This window comes from Shewanella sp. A32, assembly GCF_029167175.1.
In the GTDB taxonomy this organism is placed as follows: domain Bacteria; phylum Pseudomonadota; class Gammaproteobacteria; order Enterobacterales; family Shewanellaceae; genus Shewanella; species Shewanella yunxiaonensis.
Genome location: NZ_JARFTS010000017.1, coordinates 1 through 21,067, shown reverse-complemented (window position 1 = coordinate 21,067; position 21,067 = coordinate 1). Strand labels below are relative to the sequence as shown.

General features: G+C 50.7%; 17 protein-coding genes and 1 pseudogene. 5 read left to right on the top strand and 13 right to left on the bottom strand.

The window, feature by feature from the left end:
- Positions 1–192 precede the first annotated feature (192 nt).
- From PY479_RS12435 to PY479_RS12425, 3 genes are read left to right on the top strand one after another with little or no spacing between them, the layout of a single operon-like run.
- Positions 193–1,872: a carbon starvation protein A gene (locus PY479_RS12435; RefSeq protein ID WP_275483961.1), complete on the top strand. Its 1,680-nt coding sequence runs from the start codon at positions 193–195 to the stop codon at positions 1,870–1,872.
- 3 nt (positions 1,873–1,875) lie between these two features.
- Positions 1,876–2,148, top strand: a complete 273-nt coding sequence (locus PY479_RS12430; RefSeq protein ID WP_275483960.1) for a cory-CC-star protein — start codon at positions 1,876–1,878, stop codon at positions 2,146–2,148.
- Between the two features lie 20 nt (positions 2,149–2,168).
- Positions 2,169–3,176, top strand: a complete 1,008-nt coding sequence (locus PY479_RS12425) for an ArsA family ATPase (RefSeq protein ID WP_275483959.1) — start codon at positions 2,169–2,171, stop codon at positions 3,174–3,176.
- 57 nt (positions 3,177–3,233) lie between these two features.
- Here PY479_RS12425 and PY479_RS12420 read toward each other — a convergent pair whose 3' ends face one another.
- The 3 genes and pseudogenes from PY479_RS12420 to PY479_RS12410 all read right to left on the bottom strand — a co-directional run.
- The gene (locus PY479_RS12420) at positions 3,234–4,826 is read right to left on the bottom strand and encodes an ABC-F family ATPase (protein WP_212593776.1); all 1,593 of its coding nucleotides are present in this window, start codon (positions 4,824–4,826) and stop codon (positions 3,234–3,236) included.
- A gap of 169 nt (positions 4,827–4,995) precedes the next feature.
- A complete protein-coding gene (locus PY479_RS12415) occupies positions 4,996–7,203 on the bottom strand; it encodes a heavy metal translocating P-type ATPase (protein WP_275483991.1) in 2,208 nt (735 codons plus the stop codon).
- A gap of 168 nt (positions 7,204–7,371) precedes the next feature.
- A pseudogene (locus tag PY479_RS12410) lies at positions 7,372–8,157 on the bottom strand (cation transporter); the annotation flags it as partial.
- 141 nt (positions 8,158–8,298) lie between these two features.
- Between PY479_RS12410 and cueR the strand changes: the two are divergent.
- Positions 8,299–8,700 (top strand): Cu(I)-responsive transcriptional regulator, encoded by a 402-nt coding sequence (gene cueR, locus PY479_RS12405; RefSeq protein WP_275483958.1) that lies wholly within the window; start codon positions 8,299–8,301, stop codon positions 8,698–8,700.
- A 2-nt stretch (positions 8,701–8,702) separates the two neighbouring features.
- On the opposite strand, the gene PY479_RS12400 is transcribed toward cueR, so the two are convergent.
- The 10 genes from PY479_RS12400 to metA all read right to left on the bottom strand — a co-directional run bounded on the left by PY479_RS12400 (position 8,703) and on the right by metA (position 19,962).
- Positions 8,703–10,766 carry a S9 family peptidase gene (locus PY479_RS12400; protein ID WP_275483957.1) on the bottom strand — a complete coding sequence of 688 codons (2,064 nt, stop codon included), beginning with the start codon at positions 10,764–10,766 and terminating at the stop codon, positions 8,703–8,705.
- Positions 10,767–10,806: 40 nt separating this feature from the next.
- Complete coding sequence (locus PY479_RS12395; protein ID WP_212593780.1) at positions 10,807–11,037, bottom strand: hypothetical protein; 231 nt, start codon at positions 11,035–11,037, stop codon at positions 10,807–10,809.
- A 205-nt stretch (positions 11,038–11,242) separates the two neighbouring features.
- Positions 11,243–11,998 (bottom strand): SDR family oxidoreductase, encoded by a 756-nt coding sequence (locus tag PY479_RS12390; protein WP_275483956.1) that lies wholly within the window; start codon positions 11,996–11,998, stop codon positions 11,243–11,245.
- A 16-nt stretch (positions 11,999–12,014) separates the two neighbouring features.
- Positions 12,015–12,917 (bottom strand): 3-hydroxyisobutyrate dehydrogenase, encoded by a 903-nt coding sequence (gene mmsB, locus PY479_RS12385; protein ID WP_212593782.1) that lies wholly within the window; start codon positions 12,915–12,917, stop codon positions 12,015–12,017.
- A gap of 28 nt (positions 12,918–12,945) precedes the next feature.
- Positions 12,946–14,055: an enoyl-CoA hydratase/isomerase family protein gene (locus PY479_RS12380; RefSeq protein ID WP_275483955.1), complete on the bottom strand. Its 1,110-nt coding sequence runs from the start codon at positions 14,053–14,055 to the stop codon at positions 12,946–12,948.
- A gap of 11 nt (positions 14,056–14,066) precedes the next feature.
- Positions 14,067–14,840 (bottom strand): enoyl-CoA hydratase, encoded by a 774-nt coding sequence (locus tag PY479_RS12375; protein WP_212593783.1) that lies wholly within the window; start codon positions 14,838–14,840, stop codon positions 14,067–14,069.
- Positions 14,841–14,851: 11 nt separating this feature from the next.
- The gene (locus PY479_RS12370) at positions 14,852–16,009 is read right to left on the bottom strand and encodes an acyl-CoA dehydrogenase family protein (protein ID WP_275483954.1); all 1,158 of its coding nucleotides are present in this window, start codon (positions 16,007–16,009) and stop codon (positions 14,852–14,854) included.
- A 64-nt stretch (positions 16,010–16,073) separates the two neighbouring features.
- Complete coding sequence (locus tag PY479_RS12365) at positions 16,074–17,567, bottom strand: CoA-acylating methylmalonate-semialdehyde dehydrogenase (protein WP_275483953.1); 1,494 nt, start codon at positions 17,565–17,567, stop codon at positions 16,074–16,076.
- A 27-nt stretch (positions 17,568–17,594) separates the two neighbouring features.
- Complete coding sequence (locus PY479_RS12360; RefSeq protein ID WP_275483952.1) at positions 17,595–18,782, bottom strand: thiolase family protein; 1,188 nt, start codon at positions 18,780–18,782, stop codon at positions 17,595–17,597.
- A 232-nt stretch (positions 18,783–19,014) separates the two neighbouring features.
- The gene (metA, locus tag PY479_RS12355; protein WP_275483990.1) at positions 19,015–19,962 is read right to left on the bottom strand and encodes a homoserine O-succinyltransferase; all 948 of its coding nucleotides are present in this window, start codon (positions 19,960–19,962) and stop codon (positions 19,015–19,017) included.
- A 233-nt stretch (positions 19,963–20,195) separates the two neighbouring features.
- On the opposite strand from metA, the gene PY479_RS12350 reads away from it, so the two are divergent.
- Positions 20,196–20,960: an SDR family NAD(P)-dependent oxidoreductase gene (locus PY479_RS12350; RefSeq protein WP_275483951.1), complete on the top strand. Its 765-nt coding sequence runs from the start codon at positions 20,196–20,198 to the stop codon at positions 20,958–20,960.
- Positions 20,961–21,067: the final 107 nt, after the last annotated feature.

Below are 21,067 nucleotides of genomic sequence, written 5' to 3'. Positions count from 1 at the left end.
TCACGGCAACTGGGCTCACTAAATTGTAGTGACCGCCCAGTTACCGCCAAAAAGCCCGTCTACCGCATTCTGCAAATGTTTTCAAATTGTTGCTAAACAGTTTCAATTTAGACCTTGGTCGGATATTAGCCAAAAGTTGTATCCATTAACATCAATAAGTTACATATATAACTACACACCCAGAGGTGATGCATGAATGCTATCTTTTTGATGTTAATGGGTTTAGGGGCGATGGCGATTGGCTATTTCGTCTACTCTAAATTCATCTGTGAAAAAATCTTTAAGGTTGATCCTAATTTCGTCACACCTTCCCATGCCATGCAGGATGGGGTGGATTACGTACCGACCAACAAATATGTGTTATGGGGGCACCACTTTACCTCTGTCGCAGGTGCGGCGCCGATTATTGGTCCCGCTATTGCGGTAATTTGGGGTTGGGTACCGGCGTTTTTATGGGTGACGCTGGGGACAATTTTCTTTGCTGGCGTTCATGATGCCGGTGCTATCTGGGCCAGTAACCGCAATAAAGCCAAGTCTATTGGTGCCGTTACCGGAGATGTCATCGGTTCCCGCGCGCGCGCTATCTTCATGGTGGTTATTTTCCTGGTGCTGCTGATGGTAAACGCCGTATTTGCGGTGGTAATTGCCAAGCAGCTGATTAACTTCCCTAGTGCGACAGTCCCGGTATGGGGGGCAATCGCGGTAGCGTTGATTGTGGGTCAGCTTATCTATCGAAAGCACATCAATCTGCTGGTTGTGTCGGTTGTTGGGGTTATCGCGCTGTATGCGATGATCTATGTCGGCCCGATGATCCCGATTTCATTGCCTGAAATGGTGGGGCCACTGACTGATAACGAAAGCTGGATTATCTTATTATTCATCTACGCGGCAATCGCTTCTCTACTGCCCGTATGGATGTTGCTGCAACCTCGTGACTACATTAATGGCATCCAGTTGTTTATCGGTCTGGGTCTGCTGTACGGTGCCGTCATTATTTCTGGTCCCGATGTGGTAGCGCCTGCGTTTAACACAAATGTACCGGAAGGAACACCATCGATTGTACCGCTGCTGTTCGTGACCATCGCTTGTGGCGCCATTTCCGGCTTCCATGGTCTGGTAGCCAGCGGCACGACGTCAAAACAGTTGGATAAAGAACCTGATCTGCGTTTCGTGGGGTACTTTGGTGCTATCGGTGAAGGCTCACTGGCATTGGCCGCAATTATTGCATCTACCGCCGGCTTTGCCACCTTGGCTGACTGGCAGAATGTCTACCATTCATTTGGTCAAGGCGGGGTTGGTGCATTTATCCGTGGTGGTGCAAATATTCTGGAATCAGGTCTGGGCCTAGACGAAACCATGGCACAAACGCTGCTCACCGTAATGGTGGTTCTGTTTGCAGGAACCACCATGGATACTGGCTTGCGTTTACAGCGTTACATCTTCCAGGAATGGGGTGTCATTTACAAAATTGGCTGGATGAGTAAAGGCTCCATCGCCACGTTCCTGGCGGTAGGTTCCTGTCTGTTACTGGCATTTGGTGCAGGCGGTGATGGTGCAGGCGGCCTGTTGATTTGGCCCTTATTCGGTACCACTAACCAGTTGCTGGGCGGTCTGACACTGCTGGTGATCACCGTGATGCTGGTGAAACTGGGGCGGCCGATGATTTACACCCTGGCACCACTGGTGTTCTTGTTAGTCATGACGATCTCTGGTCTGGTGATCCAGCTCAAGGGCTTCTATGTCAAAGCTGACTGGTTCCTGTTCACGTTGGACCTGATTGTGTTGATTGCGGCAATCATCATTACGCTGGAATGTGTTGCGACATTAACCACAACCATTAAAGAGCGTAAAGCACAGGCCCAAGGAGACTAACTGATGAAACTGGAAAAGATCCGTCGTCTGTTTCGAGACTTCAGCCTGATGGCTGAAGAAGCCTATAACGCGCCATTTCGTTCGGCAATTGCACGAGCCAGGCGGGACCAGGACGATCTTTTCATGCTGCTGATTTTCTCCGAAATGATGGGCGTGCCCAATCCAGCCAGTTATTACATGTTGGAACTGCAGCCCATCATGCTGGAGAAATTTCACGACTGGCATCTGCGAATGGGCATGCCCCATTCGCCGCTTGACCAGTTTAAATGCTGTTAAGCAGAACGGCGGTACCTAATATGGACGTTCTTACTGATAAACAAGTTATCTGGGTAGGTGGCAAAGGTGGCGTGGGTAAAACTACCGTGTCTTCTGCCTTGGCTTTGCTGGCCGCCAGTCGCAACAAAAAAGTGCTACTGGTCTCCACCGATCCGGCACATAGTCTGTCTGATGCCTTTGCCAGACACATTGGCGATAGCATTACCCGCATGGCACCCAATCTGGATGCCTTGGAAATTGACCCTGATCAGGAAGTGCAGCGTCATCTGGACCAGGTCACCAGCCAACTCAAACGTTTTACCCGCCCCGAGATGTACGGCGAAATTGAACGACAGATGCGGCTTACTCGACAGTCGCCAGGGGCTCAGGAAGCAGCACTGTTGGAACGAATAGCCAACACCATTGAACTGGGGCAGCGACAGTACGACTTAGTGATATTTGATACGGCGCCAACCGGGCATACGCTACGGTTGCTGAGTCTTCCGGAAGCCATGGCCGCCTGGACACAAGGACTGCTGAAAGCCAATGAACGCTCGGAAAAGCTCGGCGCCGTGCTGGAACACCTTACGCCAAAAGCTGGCCGCGATATCGATAATCCTTTTGAAGATCCGGCTGAATATGCCACAGCTGGCATGGACCCGCGTAACAAAGAGATTGCGGAAACGCTGTTAACCCGGCAACGATTATTGCAACGTACCCGGGAAATTTTGCAGGATAAAAAGCGTACTGCGCTGCTGTTTGTGCTGACACCAGAAAAGCTGCCAATTCTAGAAACCAGTCGTGCAGTAGAGAGTTTACTCGCTGAAAAGCTGCCATTAGCGGGGTTGGTGGTTAACCGTATCTTGCCTGATAGTGCTGATGGCAGTTTCCTGGCACAGCGACGGGCACAGGAACGTAAACATCTACAGGAAATTGATCAACGCTTCAGTCAGCTGCCGCTATTTAAACTGCAACTGCAACCGACAGATATCGAAGGACTGAAAGGTCTGGAACAGATGGCCAAATGGCTGGAACTATCCGGCTTGTAAAGGGAGATTCACGCATTAAAAAGCCCGCTGATGAGGGCTTTTTAATGACATTATCTATCAGTTTTCGATGCCTTTGCTCGCCAGGAACTCATCGTAAGTACCTTTAAAATCGGTCACACCACGGCCAGAAATTTCAATGATACGGTTTGCCAATGATGATACAAATGCACGGTCATGGGAGACGAAGAACAGCGTACCTTCGTACATTTCCAAGGCGTTGTTAAGTGACTCGATGGATTCCATATCCAGGTGGTTGGTCGGTTCGTCCATTACCAGAATATTCGGTTTCTGCAGCATCAGCTTGCCGAACAACATACGGCCCTGCTCACCACCGGACAACACTTTCACTGACTTTTTAATATCATCAGCACTGAATAACATACGCCCTAACACGGCACGTACTGCCTGGTCATCATCACCTTCACGGCGCCACTGACTCATCCAGTCAAACAGATTCATCTCGTTTTCGAAATCATCCGCATGATCCTGCGCGTAATAGCCAATACTGCTGTTTTCAGACCACTGAATAGTGCCCTCTTTTTGTGGCAATTCATGGATCAGGGTGCGCACCAGGGTAGTTTTACCCGCACCGTTTTCACCTAGGATGGCGATGCGCTCACCCACTTCAGCAATCAAATTAACATCTTTAAACAATGGATGATCGTAACCATTACTGAGGTTTTCGACGATCAATGCATTGCGGAACAGTTTCTTATCCTGTTCAAAACGGATATAGGGGTTAACACGGCTAGACGCCTTGACTTCATCCAGCTTAATTTTATCGATCTGGCGGGCGCGAGAGGTAGCTTGTTTAGCCTTAGATGCGTTAGCAGAGAAGCGGGCCACGAAGGTCTGCAACTCAGCAATCTGTGTCTTTTTCTTGGCATTTTCCGCCAACAAACGCTCACGGGCTTGGGATGCAGCCGTCATATACTCATCATAGTTGCCCGGATAAAGCCGCAGCTCACCGTAGTCCAAATCCGCCATGTGAGTACACACCGAGTTCAGGAAGTAACGGTCGTGAGAAATGATGATCATGGTGCTGTTACGCTGACTCAGCGTTTCCTGCAACCAGCGGATAGTATCGATATCCAAGTTGTTGGTCGGTTCGTCGAGCAACAGAATATCTGGGTCAGCAAACAGTGCCTGCGCCAACAACACACGTAATTTCCAGCCGGGCGCCACAGCACTCATCAAGCCGAAATGCTGTTCCAGCGGAATGCCAACCCCTAGCAACAACTCGCCGGCACGAGACTCGGCGGTGTAACCATCCATCTCAGCAAACTCCATTTCCAGTTCAGCGACCTTAATGCCATCTTCTTCGCTCATTTCCGGCAAAGAATAGATGCGGTCACGCTCCTGTTTCACCTGCCATAATTCTTTATGGCCCATGATCACTGTATCAATGACGCTGAATTCTTCGTAAGCGAATTGATCCTGATTCAGTTTGCCCAGACGTTCATTGGCGTCCAGCGATACGTTGCCCGACGTTGGCTCCAGCTCACCGGAAAGGATTTTCATGAAGGTGGACTTACCGCACCCATTGGCGCCAATCAGGCCATAGCGGTTGCCTTCGCCGAATTTGACGGAGATGTTTTCAAACAGTGGCTTAACGCCAAACTGCATGGTGATATTCGCGGTTGTGATCACGTCAGAAATTCCAAATCTGTAGCTGAGTGGACAAAAATTCCAGACTGTTCGAGGACAGCCGGATAAAGCGCGTCACTATAAACAGCATTCGCAGATTTATCAACCGCAGTGCAATGACGTTTAGCTTGAAATGCAAGCCCGCTGCGCCAATTAGACAGCGGGCTTTATGCTATTGCAGGCGTTGATGGCGTAAGCGATTAGCGTTGGTAACGACGGTCAATGACGACAATGCCATGGCAGCACCAGCGATTACCGGACTGAGTAACACGCCAAAAAATGGATATAGCACGCCTGCGGCAATAGGGATGCCACAGCTGTTGTAAATAAACGCACCAAACAGATTCTGTTTGATGTTGCTAAGGGTCGCTTTAGATAAAGCAAACGCCTGCGCTAAATTTTCCAGTCGTGGGGTCAACAATGTCAGATCGGCACTTTCAATCGCGACTTCGGTACCGGTTCCCAGCGCCACACCGACATCGGCTGCCGCCAACGCCGGCGCATCATTGATGCCATCGCCCACCATGGCAACCACTTCACCTTGCTGTTGCAGTTTTTTTACCCACGCCTGCTTTTCATCCGGCATAACACCCGCGATAACCTGCTCAATACCTAACTGTTTGGCTACCGCGTTGGCCGTATGTTGATTATCCCCCGACAACAACACCAGTTTTTTACCTTGCTGTTGCAAAGCCGCTAACGCCGCCTTGGCATCACCCCGAATTGGGTCACTGATGGCCAAAATGGCCTCCAGCTTGCCATTTTTGGCCGCCAGCACCGGTGTTTGTCCTAACGTAGCAGCATTATCCAGTTGCTGCTGAGCAGTCTGATCGACAGTGACATCCATGGCGGTTAGCAGTTTACGGTTACCCAACAGCCAATGATCATCACCAATAGTGCCGACTATGCCCTGTCCCTGACGATATTCAAATGCTGCTGGCGCTACCACATCTACCCCACGGGCTTTCGCGGCGTTGAGAAATGCCTGAGCCAGGGGATGACCGGATTGCAGCTCTAAACTTGCTACTGCTTGAAGCAAACGGGCTTCATCAAGTTCATCAGTATCTATGGCATGAATAGCAACTAGTTGCGGTTTACCTTCGGTGATGGTGCCCGTTTTATCCAGCACTACACAGCTGACATTACTGGCGGTTTGCAATGCTTCGCCATTTTTGATCAATACGCCCATCTGCGCCGCACGGCCAACTGCCACCATAATTGACATTGGCGTTGCCAAACCTAATGCGCAGGGACAGGCAATGATGAGGACACTAGTAAGGACCACTAAGGCATGTGACAGCTGAGGTGCTGGTCCGAAAAAGTACCAAAGCACCGCGGCCAATAGGGCGATAACAACGACCACCGGCACAAACACCCCGGCGATTTTGTCTGTCAGACGGCCGATGGGCATCTTCGAGGTTTGTGCTTCCTGTACTAAGGCGATAATTTTCGCTAGACGGGTATCTTTCGGTCCAACCGTCACACGGTAAGTTAATGTGCCATCACCATTAATAGTACCGGCACTAACAGTATCCTCACGCGTTTTTCTTACCGGCATGGGCTCGCCAGTCAGCATTGATTCGTCCAGCAGTGACTCACCACTAACGACTTCACCATCTAATGCCACCCGATCACCGGGGCGCAAGCGCAATACATCGCCGGGCTTTAGGTCAGCTATCGGCGTCTGCTGGTCTCCCGCATCGGTGATCAGTAATGCGGTATTGGCTTGCAGACCAATCAATTTTTGTACCGCCTCACTGGTTTTTCCGCGGGCACGCAATTCCAGTGAATGTCCCAGGTTTATCAGACCAATGATCATCACGCTGGCTTCAAAATAAACATGGCGAGTCCCTTCAGGAAACCAGTTTGGGAACAGCACCACCGCTGAAGAATACAACCAGGCGCAACCGGTTCCCAACGCGATCAAGGTATCCATATTGGCACTTTTGGCTTTTAATGCACGCCACATGCCTTGGTAAAAATGGCCACCGCAACTGATGAGTAACAGTAAACACAACAGCGATACTGCGCCCCAGTTCCAACGCGAGCTATCGCTGTGCACTGTCATGTCGCCGCCGCTCATGCCCCAGATCATCAGCGGGATGCCGACGCCAAGCGTCACGACAGACTGAATGATCCGCGTACGGTATTCCTTGGCATCATGCGCGGCTTTATCCGCCATTGCGTTGGCTGCGTCTTCAACCACTTCACCACGGTAGCCAGCACTGGCCAGGATTTGTTGGGCATCTGCAACCGATACACCTTTTGCGGCGCTAACCTGTTTATCGGCCAGGTTAACACGCGCGTCAACTCCCGCATTGGCAAATGCCTTTTCTATTTTTACCACGCAGCTGGCGCAGCTCATATCCGGCACAAACATCAACACACCTTCAGTGGCTGACGGCGCAATGGCAGCTGACTGGTGAGAGGGTTCTTCCTGAGTTTTGTGGTTCGACTGCGGAGCCGCAGCCACGACTGAGGCTCCTTCAGATTTTGGGGACTCATGGTCCTCCGCAATTGACCATGGTTCTGGGTTGTAACCTGCCCCCTCAATGACCGCTAACAGCTTACTATCATCAAGTTGACTCAGTACCGACACCTGCTTAGTTTGCAGATCAACTTTCACCTCATCAGCATCTGCGAGCGCTTTGCGAATAGAGGCTTCACAGTGACCGCAGGTCATATCCGGCACCTTAAACTGATGCCAGCTGCTGGTACACGGTTCCGACCACACATCAGGCGTGTAACCTGCGTCGCTGATGAGTGTCATTAGCGCTTGCTCGTTCAGGGAACTCAACACTGACACTTTCTTAGCAGGTAAATCGACCTTCACCTCGTCCGCATCGGCCAACGCCTTGCGAATTGTGGCTTCACAATGGCCACAGGTCATATCCGCCACCTTAAACTCGTGCCAATGGCTTTCTGATTTTTGCCAAGGTTCGGGCGTAAAACCGGCATTGGATATGGTTGCCATCAGTAACTGTGTATCCTGTTGACTTAGCACCGACACCTGCTTGGTTTGCAAATCAACTTTTACCTCATCAGCATCGGCTAATGCCTTCCGAATAGAGGCTTCACAGTGACCACACGTCATATCTGCAACTTTAAATTCATGCCAGCTGCTGGCGGTGTCTGCCGGGTACTCTGCCTGCTGCAAACGTTGCTTTGCCTCGGTCTCCGTTAGCGTAGCGTTATCATCCAACGTTAATGTCAGTGATTTTTCCGTAACATCGGTTTGCGCATTTACGCCGATGTCATCGGCGAATAACGCCATGATTTTACGGGCACAACCGCCACAGTGCATATTGTCGATATGAAATTGATAAGCTTTCATGTCCCTCTCCTAAGCAGCTCATCAGCAAACTGCTCATGGTAATCTGATACTGTAAAGGGTAAAGTCTCCAGTAGCTGGAGAGTCAAGCAGACGAGCAAAAGATGTTGCGAAAGTTCAGTAGTGGATCACAGGAGTCATACCATGAAAATCGGTGAAGTCGCCAAAGCGACGGGATTAAGTATCAAGAGCATCCGTTATTACCACGATATCGGATTGGTACAGGCCGAACGCGGTGACAATGGCTACCGGGAATACAGTGACGCGCAAATCGAATCGCTGCAGTTTGTGCAGCATTGTCGCGAGTTGGGTTTTAGCATTGAAGAATGCAAAGATCTGCTACTACTGAAACATGATCCACAACGCTGTGCCAGTGATGTAAAACGACTCGCCAGTGAACATCTGAAAGTACTCGAGCAACGAATGGCCAGCCTGCAAACACTGCACGCAGAATTAAGTGAGTTGGTGAACCAATGTCATGGTGGCGATTCTCCGGAGTGCCCCATCATTGAAGGACTTTCTGGGAAATCTTGTTGCCACCACTGACATTAATGCTGTGTTGCTTTGGGTAGTGCAGCCGCATTATCTATAGGCAATACGGGTAACCCGCCTGCCGGAGTGAAACCAAACACCTGCCCATAAAAAGATAATTCGGATTGCAATGAACGAATGTTATTTGCCGGTTTACGGAAGCCGTGCCCTTCCCCCTCAAACCCGATAAACGCGGTGGGTACCCCTTTGGCTTTCACTGCCTGATATATCAGCTCAGATTGATTGGGAGGCACGACTTTGTCATCCAGTCCCTGCAATAAAAGCAGCGGCTCATTCAGCCCTTCGAGATGATACAGCGGTGACCGATCATGAAAAATCTGCTTTGCAGCAGGATACGGGCCGATTAACTGATCAATATAATGGGATTCAAATTTATGTGTTTCCTGCGCCAGCACCGCGATATCACTGATACCAAAGTAACTGGTGCCAGCTTTAAACGTATCATGGAATGCCAGAGCTGCTAACACACTGAAACCTCCAGCACTGCCACCGCGAATCGCAACCTTGTCAGGGTCAACCCATCCTTCATCCACCAGGTACTTCACGGCATTGACCGCATCATCGACATCCGCCACACCCCATTTGCCGTAAAGGCTTTTACGGTATTGCCGACCATACCCAGTGCTGCCCCGATAGTTGAGGTCAAACACCGCAAATCCGCGCGTTGTCCAATACTGAATAGCGCTGCTATAGGCACTGCTGGCGGCTGCCGTGGGTCCGCCGTGTAACATCATCAGCAACGGCGGTTTGGTATCTTTGGGCGCGACATACTGTGGATTAGTCGGCGCATAGAAATAACCGTAAGCTTGCTGTCGCTCGTTGGTATCAAAATTTACCGCTACCGGCCGCGAGATATAATCGGGTTCTAATCCCTTGATAGCTGGGGCATAAACTAATTCGGTACCACGGCCAGACACCTTATAGATACCATGTTCCGGTGTCGACTTTGCCCCCATAAAATACACACCTTTGTCAGCACTGATGACTTGTCCAACACTGGCGAAATCAGTCGCCAGCTCTTCGCTGACACCGCTGGTCAGATCCTGACGCATCAGATGGACCTTGCCATCCTGGTGATAACTAAAAATGACACTATGGGCATTTTCAAACGCATAAGCGTGCTGACCGAAGCGCCATGCAGGCCCCCCTATTTCACCTTTGAGTTGGGTCACTTGCTCAATGCCACCCGCCGCAGTTACCCGATAGAGGTTCCACCAATTATCATAATCAGCAATAAAATACAGTTGGCCGTCCGGTGCATACATTGGCTGCATCAGCGACCCGTGGTGTCGCGGTGCAATTTGTCGAATATTGCTAATCTGGCCTTTCCGGTTGAGATCGCCTACCCATAACTGTGTGTTATCCCATGGCATATTAGGATGGTCCCAGGCTACCCACGCTAACTGTGTGTTATCCGCATTAATTGCCGGAGAGCTGAAAAAATCGTGACCCTCCACGAAGGTATCGCCGTCACCGGCGAAATTCAGATTGATAGTGACCAGACTGGCCTTAGCTTCACCTTCACCACGGTGATCTTCACGGACACAGATAATACGGGAACCTTTGGGATAGGAGATACAGTCTGCATGCCGAGTACCCGCAGGTGTCAACGCTAACGGAGGTTGATCGGGCGCGATACGATAAAACAGCTGATCGGACATTTTGCTGGCAAACACACTATTACCAATCGCCAAATACGGCGCACCGCCATATTCATGAACCCGTGAACCGACACCAAATGCTGCCGGAACGACATCAACAACTTTATCATTATCGTCAAGACGTTTAATGCCTATCTGCCCAGCTTGCGCAGGATCAGACTCACTGAAATAAATTGCACCATCGACACTTTGCATTTGCCCAAGCACCACCGATTGTCCAAACACATCATCAGCAGTTAACGGGGATTCCCAAGTACCATAGGCCGCAGTTTTCATCGTATGTTGTTCTTCTGGGGCACTGGTGTTTACTTCTACCGCTGGCTGAGGGCTACAAGATATCTGTAACGCCAATAATGCCGCCATACTCAGAATTCTCACCGCAGAGCCAAAGGTCATCATTGCCCTTTCCTTATGTTGCCGCAAAGCAGCATAGATAGAATTATTTTTTGCCTTTAAATTTATTTAAAAACCACTGTAGCACCCGATGTTGCTGTTCTTTCGATAAGCCAAAGAACACACATAACCAAGGCGATAACAAGTAGTACCAGTTGATGGGAGCGGTTGAACGCCCGCTGAAAAGCAAGTAAAAAAAGCCCCCATAAATCACCACCACACCTAAGCCGCCCAACACCAGCATGAAGCGCTTTATTCCAGTTTCCAGCCTGTGCATTGACCAGCCTAACCTCTAAAGTAACCGTTCTTAGAACAAGCGCAGATTGTTCAGTGTGACAGGCTTTATGTCAACTTCGGCGACGGCTACTTCGCTGGGAATAAACAGTTTACAACAACAAAAAATCCTGATTACTCCCCACGTTAGAACATTCTGTAACGAATGGGAATAGTCAGGATTTTGACTGGCGTCAGCGCACTAAAACTTACAACGTCAGACCGCCATCAATTTCAATGACCCGGCCATTAACATAGTCATTTTCAATCACAAATTTTACGGTGGCTGCGACTTCATCGGCCAGACCTAAGCGACCTACCGGCACGGCTTTTTCCAATCGCGCCAGCGCGTCTGGTTTCATCGCTGCCGTCATCTCAGTCGCAATCACACCTGGGGCAATCGCTACGGCTCTGATCTGATAACGTGCTAGCTCTTTCGCCCACCCCACCGCCAAGGATGCGACACCGGCTTTGGATGCAGCGTAGTTGCTCTGGCCGATATTACCGTGCCGAGCCAAGCTGGAGATATTGATAATGAGTCCTGGTTGTGCGGATTCAATCATGGCAGCTGCGGCTTCCCGGCCACATAAAAAACTGCCGCTGAGGTTAACATTAATTACCGCCTGAAACTGCGCCAGAGACATACGCTCAGTCACCTGCCCTTCTTTTGCTTTGAGTAGCATGCCGTCCAGCAGTATGCCAGCGTTGTTGACCAATACGTTGAGCTGACCAAAGTCTTCCAGAATAAATCGAAAAGTCGCAATCACATCCTCTTCGTCAGTGATATCCACCGCGTACCCCTGAACTTCAGTATCGCCCAACATGGCGCATGCTTGTTCCAGTTTCTGTTGGTCCACATCAATCAGGGCTAACTTGGCACCGGCGGCGGCCAGTTGTTGTGCCATCGCAAATCCGAGGCCACCCGCACCTCCGGTAATCGCCACCACCTTACCTTTTATCTCCATCAAAAATTCCTTGTGATTATGCTTTTTTATCGTTGAACTGTTCAAAAATACTGGAAAAATCGCGACGACCATTCCCCTTGCGAGCATGGGCAACAAACAGAGCACGTGCCAGTGCCCCCATGGGTGTGCTCGATAAACTTTTTAACGCAGTTTCCTGACTTAATCCCAGATCTTTAACCATCAGATCGACCATAAAGCCGCCTTGATAGTCTTTAGATGCCGGAACATCAGGCATAACACCGGGGCAAGGATTGTACTTTTCCAGCGTCCAGTTACCACCACTACTCGCCTTCATAATATCCGACAGCACTTTGGGATCCAAACCATTGTCGATGCCCATACTCAAGGCCTCACTGGTACCGACCATGAGCACTGACAGCAACATATTGTTACAGATCTTCGCTAACTGCCCACTACCTGGCCCACCCGCATGAAAAATATTGCGACCCATGGCTTCCAGAATTGGTCTGGCGCGGTCAACAGCGCCAACATTCCCCCCACAGATAAACGTCAGGGTCCCGGCGGCGGCACCTGCCGTTCCACCGGACACCGGCGCATCCACGAAATCAAAACCCTGTTCTTCTGCCTGCAGCGAAACTTCCTTGGCCGTCGCGGCATCAATGGTTGAGCAGTCAATCAGCAAGGTGTCTTCTGAGACTGTCTGTAATAGCCCTTTGCTATCACCATCCCCCAGATACAATGCACGCGTATGCTTTCCCGCAGGTAACATTGACACCACGACATCGGCACCAGTCGCCGCCGCAACGGCACTGTGGCAAGCCGTTGCGCCTTTTTCTGCCAAAGCCTCCGTCGCTTCGGTAATCAAATCAAACGCCCTGACCTTAAAGCCCTTGTGCAGTAGATTGATAGCCATCGGCAGGCCCATGTTGCCAAGTCCGACAAATGCTACAGTGCTCATATTGCGTGCTCCTGTTCAAAGAGATTAGTTAAAGATCAGCAAGAGGATGATCGTGTGAAAAAGGATCGGCTAACAGCGCGGCTAGCACATCCGGCGGTGCTAATTGACCTTTGCCATAACGCCATTGTGGCGAGCGATCTTTGTCGACTAACAGTGCTCTTACACCTTCGCAAAAATCACCGATAGCACAGCAGTTCAGGCTCCAACCTAATTCCATCCGGAAACAATCCGCCAACGTCAACGATTTGCCGAGATGAGCTTGCTCCCAGGCCAATGCCCAGCTCAGAGGGCTGCCACTGAGCATAGTGTTGCGAGCCTTATCTAGCCATGTGAGCTCGGACACCAACCGCTGCATTTTTTCCACTATCTGCGGCAGTTCTCCGGACATCAGCTCATCAAGCAGCGACTGATGAGCCTTCAGGCGACTGTTCCCGGAGTGCTCACTGCAATTTGCCGCTAACATCGTGAGTAAATCGTGAAGTTTCTGATGATTGAGTGTGTGATTGCCGCCCCAATTCAGAGTCGTCATGGCATCAAACAAGCGCTGTTTATCCGAGGAGGCCAGGAAATGATTAGCAAATCCGCAATATCGCGCATCGGCCGCATTAAGATTGTAAGCTGTGAGGCCAAGGAACAGTCCGGTTTTACCCGGTAACCGCCTCAGAAAATAACTAGCGCCCACATCCGGGTAAAGACCGATAGTGACTTCAGGCATGGCGATGCGCGAGCGCTCAGTAACAATGCGGTGACTTGCCCCCATCATCAGTCCTAATCCACCGCCCATCACAATACCATCGCCCCACAGCAGCACCGGTTTGCCGTAGGTGTGGATCAAATAGTCCAGTCGATATTCTTCTTCAAAAAAACGTTCAGCTTCGCAGGTAAAACTACCGGGATGGCATTGTTGGGCATAATAGATCGCCCGCACATCACCCCCGGCGCAAAAGGCTTTATCGCCTTTTGCCTCAAGAATGACGGCAGCGATCTGCGAGTGCTGTTGCCATTGGCGCAATTGCTGGGCGAGTAGTCGCACCATGGCGAGCGTCAATGCATTAAGTGACTTCTCCGCATTTAATGTGGCAATACCAAGCAGCTTGCCACTGACAGTTTTCAGGGTGGTAAACAGCACCTGTTCCACAAATACTCTCCCTATTGATTGTGCCAATGAGCCGGACGCTTCTCTATGAAGGCGTTGACACCCTCCTGTTGATCTTCAGTATCAAACAGCGCCACAAACAGTTCTCGTTCCAACGGTAATGCCTGACTTCTGGGCATATGACGACCTGATTGGATTAACCTTTTGCAAGCAGTAACACTGGCAGGACTTTGATGCTCCACCAGGCTGGCCAGTTTGAGCGCCTGCTGTAATGCACTGCCGCTGGCAACAACTTCTTCAATCAAACCGATTGCTAACGCTTTCGCCGCAGTGAGCCGTTCACCACAAAGGATCATCCGTTTGGCCCAGCCTTCGCCTACCAAAGCGGTCAGATTTTGTGTGCCGCCAGCACAGGGTAACAAGCCCACACTGGCTTCAGGTAACGCCAGTTGTGCCTGTTCTTCAGCAATGCGAATGTCACAGGCGAGAGCGACTTCGAGACCGCCGCCCATGGCATAACCATTGATAGCAGCAATCGACACCCCGCGAAATTGGCTGAGGGTTTCAAAGGCGGCCCCGAACGCCGCAGCGACTGTTGCTGCCAGCGCTTTGTCACCCTCAGCAAACTGTTTCAGATCCGCGCCGGCGGAGAAAAATTTGGTGCCAGCGCCGGTAATAATCAGCGCACGGATCTCCGGCTTGAGGTTTAACTGTTCGATAGTATCCCGCAGTTGCCGCAAGCTGGTTAAGGTCCAGGTGTTTGCGGGCGGATTATTGATAGTCAAAATGGCGCAATGGCCTTCAATTTCTACAATTGACGGTAACATAAGCTCTCCGGTTACAAAGCCAATACACTGTTTTGTTCCAGCAAACGCCGGGCAATAATCAGTCGCATAATTTCGTTGGTGCCTTCCAAGATCTGGTGCACACGAACATCACGAAAATATCGCTCTAACGGATATTCGCGGATATAACCATAGCCACCGTGGATCTGCAGCGCACTATCACAAATGGCAAATCCGGCGTCTGTTGCAAAGCGTTTTGCCATGGCGCAATAAGTTGTCGCTTCCACTGCCTGTTCATCCAATTTGACCGCGGCGAGATACATCATCTGCCGCGCGGCAACCAGTTCCGTGGCCATATCGGCGAGTTTGAATTGCAGTGCCTGAAATGCTGCCAGCGGTTTACCGAACTGCTGACGTTCCTGCATATAGTTGAGCGCCTGTTGCAGTGCGGCTTCAGCAGTGCCAACCGAGCAAGCAGCAATATTGATCCGCCCGCCATCAAGGCCTTTCATCGCCATGGTGAAGCCTTGACCTTCCTCACCTAAAAGATAACTGGCCGGGATCCGAACGTGGTCGAAACTGATCTGTCGCGTTGGCTGCGCATTCCATCCCAGTTTATCTTCAGCTTTACCATAACTGATGCCTTGAGCATCAGCAGGCACGGCAAAAGCTGATATACCTTTAGGGCCTGCATCACCGGTGCGAGCCATCACGATCAGTAACTCTGTCGCTCCGGCACCAGAGATAAAGCATTTAGTGCCATCCAACACATACTCATTCCCTTCGCGTTTGGCGCTGGAGGTAAGAGACGCGGCATCACTGCCAGCGCCGGGTTCTGTAAGGCAATATGAGGCCAACTGCTGTCCCGAGGTAAGACTTTCCGCCCAACGATTTTTCAGTTCAGCGCTACCCCAGTAACAGAGCATCCAGGTCGCCATATTGTGGATGGTGATCATGGCGGTAGTGGTGGTACACCCCTGCGCCAGTTGTTCAAAGATCAATGCAGCATCCAGACGTGATAAACCAAGGCCACCACACTCTTCTGCAGCATATAAGCCACAAAAACCCAGCGCACCGGCACGCTGGATCACGGCTTTGGGGAAAGAATGTTCTGCATCCCATTGTGCCGCGTGTGGTGCCAGCTCCTCTGCGGCAAATTGCCGAGCCAATTCCACAAACTGGCGCTGATCTTCGTTCAGATTAAAATCCATTGGTAACTCCCGGCGGCAACTTAATACCGCCCTGTATCAAGGAATAATCGCTACGCGAAACCTATCAACCAAGATTGATGGTCATGTTCGGTGCGTGTGAAATGTCATCTTCAAACCAGCGACTGGTGATGGTCTTGGTTTCGGTATAAAAGCGCACGGCCTGTTTGCCATATGCATGCTGGTCGCCCAAAAAGCTACCTTTCCAACCAGTGAATGAGAAAAAGGGTAATGGTACGGGGATCGGAATATTGATGCCGACTTGCCCCACTTCAATTTCATGCTGAAATTTACGCGCCGCCGCACCGCTGGCAGTAAACAATGAGGTGCCATTGCCATAGGGATTTCGATTTACCAGGGCTATTGCCTGTTCAAGAGAATCAGCCTCCATACAGCTGAGTACTGGTCCAAAGATTTCTTCCCGATAGAGCGTCATCTCTTCGGTAACACCGCTGAAGAGTGTCGGGCCAACCCAGTTACCTTGTTCATAACCAGCGACACTGGCATCAGCGCCATCCAACAGACACGCAGCCCCCTCGGCCTTGCCCTGCGCAATCAATCCCAGCACCCGCTGTTTGGCCTGCGGACTGATCAGTGGTCCAAATCCGGCGTCAGTATCGTCCCACAGTCCTGGCCGCACTTTCGCCATAGCGTCTCGAAGCTCTGGTAACCAGGCTTTGGCGGCGCCGACAAATACTGCCACGGAAATTGCCATACAGCGCTGACCCGCAGCACCGACTGACGCACCTACCAGCTGATTGATCACCTGCTGCTTGTTGGCATCAGGCATGATGACGCAGTGATTTTTGGCCCCCGCAAACGCCTGAACACGTTTCAGATGTTGAGTACCGGTCTGATAAACATGACGACCAACAGCCACAGAGCCCACAAAAGAAATTGCTTTAATATGTGGATGACAAAGCAAAGCATCCACCACCTCACGATCGCCATGCAGCAATTGCAGCACGCCTTTGGGAGCCCCGGCCTGCTCAAACAACTCCGCCAGGCGCTGAGCCGTCATCGGGTCCTGTTCAGAAGGTTTTAGTATGAAGGTATTACCGCAAGCAATCGCAAGCGGGAACATCCACAATGGGATCATTGCCGGAAAGTTAAATGGAGTGATCCCTACACAAACGCCCAACGGCTGGATCATGCTATAGGTGTCGATACCACCCGCCACATTCTCTACCGTCTCCCCCATCAGCAACGATGGGATATTGCAGGCATGTTCCACAACCTCAATGCCACGCCAGACATCACCACGCGCATCAGCAAAAGTTTTACCGGTTTCCTTTGCCAGGATGGTTGCCAGCTCATCATGGTGTTGCTTAAGCAGATGCTGATAACGCAGCATCAAGCGAGCCCGCTCTGGTACTGCCACTTTTCGCCACGCGGTAAACGCCTCCGCAGCACTGGTAATCGCCTGTTCAATCTCGGCGTAGGTTGCACAGTTTAGCTGAGCAAGCTCCTGATTATTGGCGGGATTAGTAATACTGATACAACGAGAACCGTTACCAGCCGTAAACTCGCCGGCAATTAAATGTTTTACGTGCGTTGTCATAAGAAATAAGTCCTGTGGTAGCTGCCATTAAACTTCGACAGCAATAGCAGTTGCCTCACCACCACCGATACACAAAGTGGCGACGCCGCGCTTGAGACCTCGGTGTTTCAGGGCGTGAATCAGCGTGACCAGAATACGGGCACCGGAACAGCCAATCGGGTGACCGAGTGCACAAGCACCACCATTGACATTGACTGTTGCAGGGTCCAACCCTAACTGACTGATTGCCAACATGGTGACCATGGCGAAGGCTTCATTGATTTCATAAAGGTCAACATCAGCAGATGACCAATCCAGCTTTTGCAGTAACTTGTTAACCGCACCGATCGGTGCCGTTGTAAACTGTGCAGGCGCTTGGGCGTGGCTACAGTGTCCTTTAATGGTTGCCAGAATCGGTAAGTCCAGTGCCAGAGCCTGAGCGCGACTTGTCAACATCAGTGCAGCGGCACCATCAGAGATAGAACTGGAATTTGCGGCGGTGATGGTACCATCCAGTGCAAATGCCGGTTTTAGTGCGGGAATTTTTTCTGGTTTAGCATTTCCCGGCTGCTCATCAAGATTAACCTGATAATCTCCACGACGATCATTGATGGTCACTGGCACCATTTCGTCATCAAATGCCCCACTGGCGGTGGCGGAATTGGCGCGTTCCAGCGAGGTTAACGCCCAACTATCCATATCACGGCGACTCAAACCAAATTCATCGGCTGTTTTTTGCGCAAAACTGCCCATTGAACCGCCGGTGTAGGCATCTTCCAGGCCGTCGATAAACATGTGATCAACCAATCGACCATGCCCCATTCGTTGACCGGTACGGGCTTTATCCAGCATATAAGGCGCCCGGCTCATGCTCTCCATGCCACCAGCGATAATAATATTGGCGCTACCTGCACGGATCATATCGTGCGCCAGCATCACCGACTTCATACCCGAGCCACACACTTTGTTCAAAGTGGTTGCCCCGACCGACATCGGCAACCCAGCCCCCAAAGCGGCCTGACGAGCGGGTGCCTGACCGATGCCAGCCGGCAACACACACCCCAGCAACACTTCATCCACTCGCTCAGGTGGCACCTGAGTGTTGTGTAATAATTCCCTTATCACTGTGGCAGCCAGCTGTGGGGCGGGCACCGATGCCAGGCTCCCCAAAAATCCGCCCATCGGTGTCCGCCGTGCGGCGACGATCACTACTTCATCAGTGATTGCTACGCCCATCTTCGCCCCCTTGATAATTATGGGCTTCTCCCCAAAAGAAGCCTTCTTCGTTAAGCGACGCTACAAGATTACGTTTACGCGAACGTAAAGCAACTAGCCGTTGGTCTAATATTAGGTCACGCTGAAAAATTTGCGAGAGGATCGCCGCAGGAAAGCCGACAATGGCGAACCAATTGATGAGAGTGGACAACATAAACAAAAGGCCACCGTTAACGGTGGCCTCATGCTTCGTTTAGGCTTTGCGCTGTTCCCAGGGGGTTTTCGCACTGAGATCGCTCAAGTCATACGGTGTCAGCTGATAGACGTAATAGTTGAGCCAATTACTGATGAGCAGGTTACCGTGACCAAACCAGCGAGCAACGGGTTCGGCATTGGGATCATCGTTGCGGAAGTAGTTTTGCGGGATCTGCGGATTGATGCCGGCGGCTAAATCTCGGAAATACTCGTCGCGCAAAGTGCCTTTACGGTATTCCGGATGCCCTGTCACAAACAGATTACGGTGGTCATTGCTGATCACTAGATAAGCACCGGCCTGTTCAGACTCCGCCAGGACTGACAATTGCGGATGGGCCTTTAATTCTGCCACGTCCATCTGTGCATAGCGGGAATGTGGCGCATAAAACACATCATCAAACCCACGCAGTAACGGTATATGGTCTTTTACCCGAGAATGTTCAAACACGCCGGAACACTTAACATCGAGAATTTTACGTTTCAGCCCGTACAGATGAAATAATCCGGCATGAGCCGCCCAGCACAGAAACAACACGGAGGTCACATGCGTCTGTGACCAATCGATCACCTCTTTGATATGATCCCAGTAAGTGACCTCTTCAAAGTCCAATTTCCCCAGTGGCGCACCGGTGATGATCAAACCGTCAAAGTTACGCTCTTTCACTTCCTCAAAATCGCGATAGAAAGTGTTAAGGTGATCCATTGGCGTGTGTTTGGACTCTTTATCATGGATACGCAATAAATCGATATCAACTTGCAGCGGTGTATTACTGAGCAAACGCAACAGTTGCGTCTCAGTTTCGATTTTGTTGGGCATCAGGTTGAGGATCAACACCTTCATTGGCCGGATGTCCTGCATGGCCGCCCGGCTCTCAGACATCACAAAGATATTCTCAGACTCAAGCACATCGGCAGCAGGTAAATTATCAGGAATTCTTACGGGCATCATCCGCCTCTTACTGTTTGATAGAGACTCTCGGTTCTCTGGTTTACGCTTGATTATTCGTACTGGCTGACTTTCTTCTGCAAAGCTAACGCTGAATGGAGAAACTGCAATACGGACTGATGATTAGGATCATACATAAAGACATCTGGATGTCTACACTTCCATGATTAAATCTTGAGAAGGCGTCACTATCATCCTATCATAAAGCCCATTTTCTGCCGCAGAGTCACATTATGTCCGCTACTTCAGCCATTATTGTTGGCGCCAGTTCCATGTTAAGTAAAGAGATTGCCAGGCAATTATCCGCCGAAGGAGTTGCACTGGCGTTATTGGCTCATGACGCTGAATCTATAAGGGAATTCGCTGAGGAATTACCGACACCGGCCAAAGTGTATGATTTCACCATTGAAGACCCACAGATATTGATCCCGCAGCTTGAAGCCGTATGGCGGGAGATGACGGACGTGCGGCTAATTCTGGTTAACACTGGACTCAATTCCTATCACCCTGAATTACCTTGGGCGTTAGAGCAGGAAATCATTGAGGTCGATGTTCGAGGGTTTGCAGCCGTCTGCAATACCGCGTTTCGGTTATTCCAAAAGCAAGGTGTTGGACAGATTGCGGCGATCAATTCCATTGCGGGTCTGCGAGGTGGTCCCAGTGTAGCGTTTCATGCTGCAAAAGCCTTCGCTCAAAATTACCTGGAAGGGCTATCTATGCATGCCCAACGGTTAAAACTCCCTATTACCATCACAGATATTCAACTGGGACTATTAGACAAGGCTGCATTACAACGCAGCCGACTATGGCTATCACCCGTCGATGAAGTTGCACGCCAAGTGGTGGATGCACTGCTTAAGGGTAAGCGCCGTGTTTATGTCACCAAGCGTTGGCGTCTGGTGGCATGGCTCACCAAGCTGCTACCAGAATATATCTACAACACGCGCCACTGGAAAAAGAAAAAATCGAAAGAAGTCTCTTCAACAGAACAACATTAACGACCACCACCTCGTTAGGAGGTGGTTTAATGTCCCGTCCTAAGATAGGTTGACAGTTTTTAGGCCAGCTCCCGTAGCTGGCCTTTTCTATTGTGCACCTGATTGGG